At 51.5% G+C, this 11,776-nt stretch carries 10 protein-coding genes and 1 pseudogene; 5 read left to right on the top strand and 6 right to left on the bottom strand.

Annotated features, from left to right (window positions below):
• Nucleotides 1-9: 9 nt before the first annotated feature.
• From GLX_RS00935 to tnpA, 4 genes are all read right to left on the bottom strand, one after another.
• On the bottom strand, nt 10-486 hold the full coding sequence (locus GLX_RS00935; protein ID WP_407927247.1) for a hypothetical protein: 477 nt from the start codon (nt 484-486) through the stop codon (nt 10-12).
• A 523-nt stretch (nt 487-1,009) separates the two neighbouring features.
• Entirely contained in the window at nt 1,010-2,620 is a 1,611-nt protein-coding gene (gene tnpC / locus GLX_RS00930) for an IS66 family transposase (RefSeq protein ID WP_007397838.1), read from the bottom strand.
• A 63-nt stretch (nt 2,621-2,683) separates the two neighbouring features.
• Nucleotides 2,684-3,031 carry an IS66 family insertion sequence element accessory protein TnpB gene (gene tnpB / locus GLX_RS00925; RefSeq protein ID WP_010510701.1) on the bottom strand — a complete coding sequence of 116 codons (348 nt, stop codon included), beginning with the start codon at nt 3,029-3,031 and terminating at the stop codon, nt 2,684-2,686.
• A complete protein-coding gene (tnpA, locus tag GLX_RS00920) occupies nt 3,028-3,387 on the bottom strand; it encodes an IS66-like element accessory protein TnpA (RefSeq protein ID WP_007400224.1) in 360 nt (119 codons plus the stop codon). The genes tnpB and tnpA overlap by 4 nt, the downstream gene beginning before the upstream one ends.
• 1,332 nt (nt 3,388-4,719) lie before the next feature.
• Here tnpA and GLX_RS00915 point away from each other — a divergent pair.
• The 3 genes from GLX_RS00915 (at nt 4,720) to GLX_RS00905 (ending at nt 9,102) form a co-directional block, all read left to right on the top strand.
• A complete protein-coding gene (locus GLX_RS00915) occupies nt 4,720-7,158 on the top strand; it encodes a TonB-dependent receptor (RefSeq protein WP_158309207.1) in 2,439 nt (812 codons plus the stop codon).
• A gap of 26 nt (nt 7,159-7,184) precedes the next feature.
• Entirely contained in the window at nt 7,185-7,958 is a 774-nt protein-coding gene (locus GLX_RS00910; protein WP_014104178.1) for a CDP-diacylglycerol diphosphatase, read from the top strand.
• Between the two features lie 562 nt (nt 7,959-8,520).
• Nucleotides 8,521-9,102, top strand: a complete 582-nt coding sequence (locus GLX_RS00905) for a hypothetical protein (RefSeq protein WP_231850366.1) — start codon at nt 8,521-8,523, stop codon at nt 9,100-9,102.
• Between the two features lie 61 nt (nt 9,103-9,163).
• Here GLX_RS00905 and GLX_RS17925 read toward each other — a convergent pair whose 3' ends face one another.
• Nucleotides 9,164-9,718, bottom strand: a complete 555-nt coding sequence (locus GLX_RS17925) for a hypothetical protein (RefSeq protein WP_148268517.1) — start codon at nt 9,716-9,718, stop codon at nt 9,164-9,166.
• 143 nt (nt 9,719-9,861) lie between these two features.
• Nucleotides 9,862-10,243: pseudogene (locus tag GLX_RS16880) on the bottom strand (transposase); the annotation flags it as partial.
• A gap of 217 nt (nt 10,244-10,460) precedes the next feature.
• Here GLX_RS16880 and GLX_RS18830 point away from each other — a divergent pair.
• Nucleotides 10,461-10,970, top strand: a complete 510-nt coding sequence (locus tag GLX_RS18830) for a hypothetical protein (protein WP_148268516.1) — start codon at nt 10,461-10,463, stop codon at nt 10,968-10,970.
• 48 nt (nt 10,971-11,018) lie between these two features.
• Complete coding sequence (locus GLX_RS00895; protein ID WP_014104176.1) at nt 11,019-11,732, top strand: autoinducer binding domain-containing protein; 714 nt, start codon at nt 11,019-11,021, stop codon at nt 11,730-11,732.
• Nucleotides 11,733-11,776: the final 44 nt, after the last annotated feature.

The raw sequence follows: 11,776 nt of genomic DNA, 5'->3' as shown, positions 1-11,776 counted from the left end.
TTTAGGACCTTATGGAATGACAGGACCATCATGGCTGATCCGTGAGGCGAGATCGCTCCACAGTCGCGCCATCATGAGATTGATGTCGGACGAAACCGAGAAGGGAGACTGGGAACGCGCCAGAGGGGAGAGGGACATACGCTCCCCTATGACAAAGCGCCCCTTTGCGAAAAGCCGGGCGGAAATCGAGCCCTGCTGCCCCTGTCCCAAGGGTCTCGTAACGGATATACGCAGATGAGGTGCTGGCTCGGCGATAAGGTTGAATGCATGGAGTTCAGCCTCATCAGACGGGCAGGCCACGCCCTGCAGCACGGCATCGCGCAGTACGGAGTGGGGATATCCGCCATACATGCCGTCTACATGCAGGCGGATGCCATGCTGGACTGTCATGCATACGCCTTCCGTCCCGCTGTCTGCCCAGGTGGGCGATACCATCAGGAAGAAAATACAGGCTATATACAGGCTGCCGTGCAATATCCTTCGCATAATATGGGTCTGTTTCCTGTCAAACGTAGAATTCCTGTCATCACGATGATGACGTCTTACCGATAACAGGGAAACCTGACGTGAACCTGAACATGTCATTTACGGAAGAAAATTTATATTATGAAAATGATTATCGTTCTGATATTTTTGTGGGGATTATGAATGAAGGTACATTAATAAAATATAATATTATTGAAACTTGTTAGGTTTGGAATGATACAACGGGCAGCATAACTATTTATGACGGGCATGATGTAGTCTGTCTGAAAAGGTCAGAAGCGCAGATCCAACATAGGACAGGGTCTTTCCTGATGGCATGACTATCCGTGTCCATCACAAAGCGGTCGGAGTTGTCAAAAAAGATGATACGGTGGGACGCCACAGGGATCGTGAGGCGGACGGCCTCTTACAAGGAGGTTGTGACACCAGGGGATGCGTAGCTGTAGATGGGCAAGGGCGCTGTCCTTCACGCTATTGCCCGGTCAGGCACTTGAACGTAACCGGCCGCTCTGGGCCGCCTTGATTATGCGGCCTGTCTGTGCAGTGTATTCACGGGTTTCCAGTTCCATGGCAACAGTTCGTGGAGCCGGTTGATCTTGTGCTCGTTGATACGGGCCAGGACGTCGGCGAGGTAATCGTGCGGATTAAGCCGGGAGAGTTTTGCGCTTTCGATAAGCGTCATGGCATCAGCGATGTTGTCGCCCCCGGTGTCGGATCCGGCAAAGAGATAATTTTTTCGCCCCACGCATACGGGCCGTATGGCGCGTTCGGCAGGATTGTTGTCGATGGCGACACGACCATCTTCGAGGAACAGGGTAAAGGCCTTCCACCGGTTGAGCGCATAACGGATCGCTTTTGCCAGTTCCCCCTTTCCAGGGATACGGGCAAGCTGTGTTTCGCACCATGCGTGGAATGCTGTGACACGGGGGCGGCTTTGTTCCTGTCGGACAGCCAGACGATACGGGGCCGGGTGTCCGGTGATCTGGCGCTCGATATCGTAGAGCTCTCCGATCTGTTCAAGTGCTTCCCTTGCGATTGTCGAATCACTGCCCTTCCAGACATCATGGAAGGCCCGGCGGAGATGAGCCCAGCAGGCCGCTTCGCGCACGTGCACGGTTCCTGTTGCGTCTGGTTTATACAGATCCCTGAACCCGGCGTAGGCGTCAGCCTGCAGAATGCCCCGGAACTGTGCCAGATGGGTCTGGGGATTGATCCCCTTGCGATCGGGAGAGAACCAGTAGGCCACGGCGGGCGGATCACTCCCTCCCCATGGGCGGGGATCGCGCAGATAGCTCCAGATCCGCCCTTCCTTCACGCCCCGGGGTTTGCCAGCCTGACGCAGACGGGGGTCAAGAACCTGGATGGGTGTATCATCAGCATGTAGCAGGTCTGCCTTTACGACATCCTGACGGATCAGATCTGTCAGAGGACGCAGAACGGCAACGGCCTGACCACACCAGTCGATCAGGGTTGAACGGGGAATGTCCACACCCTGACGGGCAAAGATCTCATTCTGACGATAAAGCGGAATGTGGTCATCGAATTTCGAGACCAGGATATGGGCTAAAAGCCCGGTGCCAGCCATCCCCCGTGGGACAGGGCGCGACGGTGCTTCAGGCTGCACCAGTGTTTCGCAGTGACGGCAGGATTTCTTCAGCCGTGCCGTTTCGACAACTTTCAGTTTTGCCGCAATAAAGTCCAGTATTTCGGTGACATCTTCGCCTACAAGACGCAGGGGACCGCCACAGGCAGGACAGGCCTCACCTGGGTCGAGAACAATACGCTCCCGTGGTGTCGTGTCAGAAACCTTTGGTTTGCCACGCTGCCGTGGGGGAGAGAGTGCATCATCGCTGACATCATGCTCCCTGATATCAGGAGAAGGATCGGCTGCCGCGATGGCGATTTTTACATCTTCAAGGAGCAGTTCGAGTTGTTCAATCTCACGGTCTATCTTTTCTGAACTGGCCCCGAATTTCTGTTTCTGAAGACGTGCGATCCGGATTTTGAGAGACTGGACAAGAGCTTCATACGCACGGGCTGACGCAGAAAGCCGAGCCACTTCGGTCTGCAGGGAAACAATCATTTCCCTCAGGGTATCCGGATCATCAGGCAGGACCGCAGGTGCAGACGTCATTATGAAAAAATAGCAGAAAACCTAAGAAAATTCAAAATGTTCTGCACTCTCACGCCATAAAAATCAGGCCACGCGAGACGGTGGTGCAGACCAGGAAGGGCGTCTCCACTCCATGCCTTCCCACAGCATGGCCATCTGTGCTGTCGTCAGGCGTGCAACGCCCTCTGCCGGAGACGGCCATGGAAAACGTCCCTTCTCAAGCACCTTGTAATAAAGACAGAACCCCTGACCGTCCCACATCAGAAGCTTGATCCTGTCCCCACGGCGACCACGAAAGGCAAAGAGCGCCCCTGATGTCGGGTTCTGACGCAGCACGTCCTGTGCCAGTGCTGCCAGACCCGATATGCCCTTGCGCATATCGGTCACCCCGCAGGCCAGATAGACACGCACGCCGTTGCCCACGCCAATCATGCCGTCTCCGCAATCCGGATGACCCGGGCCAGAAGATCTTCGGCAGGATGTCCCGTCACCCTGATACTACGGCCATTGCGCAGCACTATGGCCAGTTCGTCAGGATCACCGCCAGATGCCACAGCAGGTGTCGTCACTGAAGCAACAGGAACAAACGCCACAGACTGATCTGGGGAAGATAGTCTTTGACGGAATGACGTCCGCCATTGGTAAAGATGTTGGCGGGTCAGGTCATGTCGACGTGCCACATCCGATACACTTGCTCCATCCACACCAACTTCAGCCAGTATCGCCAGCTTCCGTTCATCCGACCAGCGGCGGCGGCGTTCAACGCCAATCAGGATTTCCTGGGTCATTCTTACCTCTCAAATGACGTCAATAACGACGTCGTTAACGACGTCGTTAACGACGGTAAGTTACCAGTCACAATCCTCAATCATAAGGCGGCCTCAAACGGCCGGTTACACTTGAACTGCCATCCGCGCTTATGCCCTGCTCGACGATCTGCCGCAGCCATCGACCTATGTCGTCTATGATCGTGGGTATGCTTCGCACAAACTCTGTGAATATTTCTGGAACCGGGAACTTCGTCCTGTCATTCCGTTAGGGAAGAATGACCCAGAAGTCGCCTGTCCCAAAAGGGCTTGTAGACATCTGGTCGAAAACCTGTGGGCATGGTTCGAGGAATGGCGGACTGTCTCAACCCGATATGGTAAAGGTAGCCGCTTCCTTGCTCCCCGTCATTCTCATCATGGCTACAGCAAACTGTACCAAGGTTCCTAAATAGTTGGCAGAGCCGCTACAGACAGCACTTCGGTCGCATACTATGGTGCGGCAGGGTTCGAGGGATAGCGATCCGTCATGCCGTTTTTTATACTGAATTGGCAGTCGGCATGACCGGATGGTCAGTTAACACGCAGCATGTAGATTATTTTTTTTGAATCCGCCAGTGGACATAAAACCAGCATTGTCTACTAATAATAATTATATATCAGCATGTTATTACCACAAAATCGGCAAAAAAACGGTTGGTTTATTCCTGGAATATTTTTATTGCTAATCCGTTACGAGGATGATAAGAAACTAACCATATGGTCAAAAATGTTTGTTCACAAAGCTCATAGTGTAACCCACCGGGACCGAATGTACGGAACACCTGAAACGACTATAGGGAGCTGGAAAGTTGAATCTGTTCATGAAGGATTTGTTTTCCCCCACCGTGCAATCTGGTCTCCCGCTCAGGAGACGGAAGATCTGGAAACGGATATCATGTTGCGCAGGTGATGAAGTTCAGACCAATCTGACGCTGCGGGAAACAGGTCTGGAGGCACATCGCAATAGAAGGCTATATTTTTAATAATAGCCAATAATACATGTATATTTTATATTGATTTATGTGAATTGCATTTATTTTTAGTTGAATGATAGCAGCCTGCTGCGGCATATCTTACAAATAAAATGAAAGCAGGAACAGGTCTTGTTTTTGAATTCATTATCCTGTCACCGCCATTATGGCGGCAGGATGTCAATGCGCAAATGATACAGGCGGAATAGATTTGCCTATATGGCAGGCCCGTTGATGAGAGACGTAACAATAATGCCGGGTGGTCCCGGGGTGCGTGCAAGGCATGGGTCATGCCTGTTCCAACCTCGTGCCCATACCGGAGGCATGTGTGTTGGAGGTGATCTTGACGGTTCTATTGCGTGTTTCCATGACCAGCCTGCTGGCCTGCTCGTTATTAAGTGGTATCGGGACGAATGATGCGCTTGCCCGCACCCTTGGCAACACGGCAACGGGGAAAGCAAAAAACCTCCATCCGGGGAAGCTGGCAACCAAAACCACGACGCCTATGGATGGTGTCGCACCGGTAAGCGCCCCCGAGGTCATCCATGTCTCGTCCAGTCATGCCACCGGGCAGCGCGAGCAACCCGGCGGCGGGCTGCTACGAGTGGAAACCGCGCCCAAGGCAATCCAGACAGTCTCGCGTGATTTCATTTCCAAGCAGTCACCTACGACGAATGTCGAACAGGTCCTGAAAATGATGCCAAGCGCCAACGTGAACGATCAGGACCCCTTCGGCCTGCAGTCGGGCAGTATGTCGGTACGTGGCCTTAATCAGACGGAAATCGGCTGGACACTTGATGGCATGCCGATGAACGATATTGGCGGTGGTGCTTTCTATGCCAACGAAGTGCTGGAGGCGGAAGATCTGGAATCCGTTTCGCTACAGCCCGGTTCCGTCAATCTGGACAGTCCTGTAATCAGTGCGGCGGGGGGCCTGGTTTCTGCAACCATGAGCAACCCGACACATAAGCGTGGCGGGCTATTTGATGCCACTTTCGGCTCATTTGGCATGAAGCGTGAGTTTATCCGCTATAACTCGGGCGATATCGGCAATACCGGTGTGCGGGCTATGTTTTCTTTCGGCCATACCTATGCCGATCACTGGCGTGGCCCCGGCCATGATGAGAAGTTTCATTATGACCTGAAGGTCCGCAAGGATTTTAGTAACGGTAGCAATACCGGCATCACAATTTCATATAATGACCAGATCAATGATTCTTACCTGAACCCCAATTATACCCAGTACAATACCACGGGGTACGATACGAACTATCTGTCAAATTATGCAGGAGTGAACAGTCAGGGCGCGCAATATTATAAATTGCATGCAAACCCCTTCCGTAACATCATTGCCTCAGCGCCCACGCATATCGAGGTCACGCCGCGTTTCTCGATTGATGATACCGCCTATTTCTGGTTTGGTCAGGGTAACGGTACCGGCGCATCGGTGCTGAACGCGAACCAGACCTATTATGGTGACCAGAAGCTTAGTGGTGTCCTGCCTTCTGATGGCTCCACGCTGGTTCTTACCCCGTCCAATCAGGAGCAGATCCGCTCGGGCAATACGCTCAAATTCAATTACCGTCTGGGCAGCCACCATCACATAACGGCGGGCTACTGGTATGAATACGCCAATCTAGAGCAGTTTTCTCCCGTTGGAATGGTCAACCAGGCAACGGGTCAGCCGTCAAACATCTGGGGCACGTCGGGTGTATATAAAATGCCCAATGGCCAGAATTATGATTATCGCAACTTCCTCAATCTGTCACAAGTCAACATGCTGTTTGTGGGTGACAGCATGGATTACTTCAACAAGAGACTGCATATTGATGTCGGCTTCAAGGAAGCCATGGTCACCCGCCGGGTCTATAACGATATTCCCGGCACAACCTATAACCGCAACCTGCATTCTGCCGAACCGCTACCCCAGCTTGGCATAAGCTGGCAATTCAATAAACAACACCAGATCTACATAATGGGCGCGACCAATTTCAAGATGCCCAGCAATACATCACTAGTAGACCAGCGCAACAATACAACTGGTGCGATTTCGCAGATGGGCGGTGCCAGCAACCCAGAATATTCAATCTCGGAAGAAATTGGCTATCGTTACAATGGCCCTCTGATCATTGGTAGCATTTCGTTCTTTAATTATAACTTTACCAACCGTCAGCTGACAGTTGATTATTACCTGAACGGGGCAAGCTACAGCCAGTCGGTTAATGCGGGTGGGCAGACCAGTCGCGGTGTGGATATTCAGATCGGCACACGTCCGCTCAAGTATCACCTGCGGCCTTATGCCTCGTTTGAGTATCTGGATGCTCGGATTGATAACAACTTGCGTGCAGTCGGAACTTATGCCAATGGCGTGCAGGGCACTGATTACCTTGCCACCAAGGGCAAAACACAGGTCGAAAGCCCAAAGGTACAGGCTGCACTAGGTCTGGATTATGATGATGGCCATTTCTTTGCGGGCGCGCAGATCAAGTATGTCGGAAAACAGTATTCAACAATGATGAACGATAACAGCATTCCACAGTTCATTACGGATAATATTAATTTCGGGTATCGATTCCGAACGATCGGCTTCATGCAGACGCCAAAGATACAAGTCAACCTTTCCAACCTGACAAACGCGCGTTTCCGCAGTGGCGTCTATACAATGCAGACCAATGCCAATGCTACGACCGGGGTCAATGGTTCGACCATCAAGGGCAGCAGTCCGGCCTATTACCTGCAGGCGCCATTTACAGGTGTTGTGACCATATCCACCAATTTCTGAACAGTGAGCAGGGATCTGCCAGATCAATGACCAGACATAGGTTATCCGCCATAAAATCTTTCAGCATGCCTGTGGCCGCGGCTATGGTTTTCTGGCTGGCGGAAGTCATGGCAGGTCACGCATCTGAAAACCCGGATATATTGTGGCATATTGTACATGAGCGTTGTACGATCAAACCGGATGAGCAAGGAACCGTGCCGTGTGAGGAAACGAATGTCCGCGCCGGTTACGCCGTGCTGAAGGACCATACCGGCCCGGCACAATATCTTCTTATACCAACGCAGCGTGTAACGGGCATGGAAGATCCGGCTATCATAAAAAAGGATGCGCCGGATTACTTCGCCTATGCCTGGAAACAGACCGAACGTGTCAACCGCCATCTGGCGCATCCCCTGCCGATGGATGATATGACGCTGGCCATCAATTCAGCCTATGGCCGGACACAGAACCAGTTGCATATCCATGTGGATTGCATCCGCCCGGATGTAAAAGTAGCCCTGCACTGGGCGCGCCCACAGCTTGGTACAAAATGGGTGGCACTGTCACTGAACGGGCATGGATATCGAGCGCGTCTGCTGCCTGTCCTGTCCGGTGCCCGCCCCTTTCAACTCCTGGCAACGGATATGGCGGATCCGGCAAGTGAAATGGGCCAGCATACGCTGGTTATAGCGGGGATGGCACAGGCTGATGGGCGGCCCGGTTTTGTCCTGCTTGATGACCGGATCGATCTGCAGCATGGCGATCATGCATCGGGAGAGGAATTACAGGATCATACCTGCCAGATCCAGAATTTTCCCTGAAAATGATAAACGTTTCCGGACGCTGCCTTTTTTAAAGGGGCTGACATAGGTAAGCATTGTTTGCGACGGTTCACGCGGGCAGTCTATACCAAAAGACGTAGCCACTGACTTGTATATGAAGTGGCTACGCCCTTTGGTATAAGATTACCACCGCCCCGGGTTGCGTAGCGGAAGAGCTGGAAGAGCGATGACCGAGGATCTTCCTGTCGCGTAAGACCTCGAATTGGTTCTCCGGTGTCGTTGAGGGAGAGCCGTGGCATAATGGGCATGTCGGTATCATGATCATTTGCCCAGACACCTGCTTATTCAAAAATTGTCCAAAGCGCACGGTGTGCGACCCTATTCAGCACGGGGAGGAAGGAAGAACCGGGCCATTGCGGGATCCCTCAAGGCTCTTATGCTGGTTTGTGCATGGTGTCAGACAGCCGGGCTGATACAGTCGGTTGCATCAGGAACCCGGAGATCTGTATTTCCCATGAAGTCATATCGTCTCGCTCTTGCCACGACCATCCTGCTGGTAGGTGTCTCCACATCCGCTTTCGCAAGTCGCGAAGAGCGGCTCATGAAAATGTCCGAGGCAGAAATTCAGGAAAAAACGATGGTCGTGAACCAGCCCTGGGATCAGGCCATCATGATCGGACAGAACCGATTACCGCTAAAGGGATCGGTGGATGAGGGGCGGGCATGGCTGGATGCAGCCATCCTGACGAAGCCCAGTCCACTTGGGAAGCCTGGCGATGCGCTGTTTTACGTGGGGGCCGGAGCATGGGGCAAGAAAGCGTATACCGGCAGTGAATTCCGGGATTATGCCCACATGAAATATATGGACAGTACCGGCCCTGCGTTCATCAACGTCAACCAGACGAACAAGAATGGCGAGTGCTCGGAAACAATCGTGCCACATGGCGGGATTGTCGACGGGTTCCTGCCCCGCGAGACGATCGAGATGGATTGCGCGCATAGCGTCGAACTGCTGTCACCCATCCTGCGTAGCACGGTTGAATATATCGCCAGCTTGGACCATCCGTGGGAATTTCAGTTCGTCGCGACAGATGGAACCGCCTTCACGGATATCATAACCCCAAATGAAGCCAAGGCGTTGCTGGATAGGGTTGATGAAGAAAAGGCCAAAATGGCCAAATAATTCATATCCGCGTTTCCCGATATTTGACCGGAAAACGCGGACGGTCAGAAAGTCGACCGCCTCAATGCCATGCGGGAAAAGGCTGGTGATGAATTCTTTTATATTCGCTTGCGAAATATTGGAAGGCTTGGCTAAAGCCGGTTAAATCTACCGTACTCGTACCTGAATCGCTCGTGGCACTGAAGGTTTCAGCACTCATTAGTGCTTGAAGTGCTGGCGTCCAGTGTGAAAGATCATCATCTTTCACGGCCCACCCTCCTGGTGGGTTCGTAACCCAACCGTTGATGTGATGATAGGAGCCAAAATCGAACGTGACGTTTTTATTTATATCTTTGTTATGGAGCTCATAATAATATAAAATTGGAACCCTTTTTTTTTCCGGGCTTTCCACGTCAATCGTAGTTCTTATTAAGATACTTGGCTCCGTTTTCATCTCTCCACAAAATACAATAACTTCCTCAAATGTATTTGGAGCAGGACCGACCATGCAGTGTCCGAATTCTCTTGGCATTACATCTGGGTCAGCATACGTCGTCGACATCAAGGAAGCTAATGTTCCAAATAAACCGACTGAGAACGCGACGCAAACGAGATGTTGTCTCGTAGTTTTACGCATGATCTAATCATCCCCATAATATTTTCGACTTTTCGACTACAAGAAATAGCATGACGCGCGATGCTATACATAGACCGGAAAATGCATTCCAGATATACATCCAACTATACAGGCGAGCATGCAGATTGATATAAGAACTTGTATCAGAAAGCGGTTTGATTGATTTTTTGTAGAACTCTGCGGATAGCGGCAATCATCAACCACACGTGGGATGACGAGATTGTTGCCTTGACATCCTTCGTGAAGCAACGTCCGGGCCATGCAAAGCTGCGCTTCACTATCCAGCGTTTGGGCAGGACAACGAAGTCTCTGGCCTGATCGCTACGTTTGACGATCATCCATCAGCCAAGTTCAGCCAGCGCACCACATAACGTCTCGCCAGCATATCCTTCCATCACCGATCAGATGACGAAATCAGTGAAGCAAGAACCTGATCCGGGCCGCGACAAGCGGCGCGCCGTCACGATCCTGGATGTCGGCAGGATGCATTACGGCCGCGACGATATATCCCTGTGTATCGGTCGCCTGCAAAATTCCTGAAAATACTTACTCAGTGGGCTAAACTGCCCACGTGAACCGTCGCAAAAAATGCTTACCTATTCCAACCTCAATTATTATTCTTCCTATATAGAAATATACCGACACATATATTGATGAATATCTAATCGCATTACACGCTATATGTGTCTTACGCACAACAAACTGCAAACTGTAAACGTATCCCGGTTGTCGTTGGGGAAACATGATGCTTTTCGAAGGATACCATACTGTGATGCAAATGCGACCGGTCTTATTTCTTCGGACATACGCTCCATTGACCTTGCAGCTCTGTCTGTTCGGTATTCCATGGAAAGCATCTGCCACGCCAGTCAAAGCACCAGGGGTCGCTTATTTTACTCCCCAGAACGCTTCGTCATCTTCGCCACACTCGGTTCCACTTTCCAGTCCATCCGCAACACCGAACTCGCGCACCTTACAGGAAAGTTTTTATCAGAGCGCCCCCTCCCCCCGCTCGTTTGCGACGTCGCCTGACCTTAAGAATTTGGATCATGTTGGCCCTTTTGCAATCGAACATAGCCAGAGCAGCCCTATTCCGCTGGAGCAGGGAACAACGATCACAGCAGCTTATCCCGTAAAAGGCGTGCAGGGCATGGACCTTGTTGTAAACGCCTTTGGTGGCCATAGACAGACCAATACAGGTAGCAACGTAGGCTCCGCCGCTGTAACGGCTGGCGTACGTTTCAAGTGGTAAATCCAGAATGTGATGTAACGACTGGATATAGGTATCGCTGACCAGACAATGATCTATCTCTTTGAAAACGTCATCGATCTGGCTGCTGCGATGCGGCAGGCATCTGAAATAGATGAACTGAACCAGTCTTTTCGGACACTCGTGGCCCGACTTGGGCCGTTTGCTCATGCTGCGGGGACAATCCACAAGACCCGGCTTGGAGACCGTTACTTAATCGACACGACATATCCTGAACAGTGGCTGGAACACTACGTCCAGAATAATTACCAGAAGATTGATCCTGTCATAGATCCCGTCAACCACGGTCTGACGCCCTATGACTGGAATCAGGTGTATATCCGGAATGCGGACCAGCGAAAAATAATGAATGAATTCAGGGATATCGGTTTTCAGTCTGGGCACGCCATCCCGCTTTACTTAACCCCGAGCATGCTACTTCTTGTGAGTGTGGCTTCACCTGAAAAAGAGATCGACTTCCAGACACAAGCACTGCTTCAAATGATTGTTGGTCAATATCACACGCGCTATTGTCAACTCGCCAAACTGCTGAGTCATGATGACCAACCGCTTGTGACAGAGCGAGAGCAAGAATGTCTCCTTTGGGTTGCCCAGGGCAAAGACACAATCGAAATCGGTTCCATTCTTTCGATAAGCGACAATACCGTCAAACATCATCTAAAGAACCTGATGCAGAAGCTTGGTTGCCACAATCGTGTACAGGCTGTCGTACGCGCCATTCAACTTGGCCTGATACATCCATGATGTGTATGGACGACCAATTTGAAACATATTGTAACGTATTGGCT

Origin of the sequence: Komagataeibacter medellinensis NBRC 3288, assembly GCF_000182745.2 — a bacterium.
Taxonomy (GTDB): Bacteria; Pseudomonadota; Alphaproteobacteria; order Acetobacterales; family Acetobacteraceae; genus Komagataeibacter; species Komagataeibacter medellinensis.
This window is presented reverse-complemented; position numbering and strand designations above follow the sequence as displayed.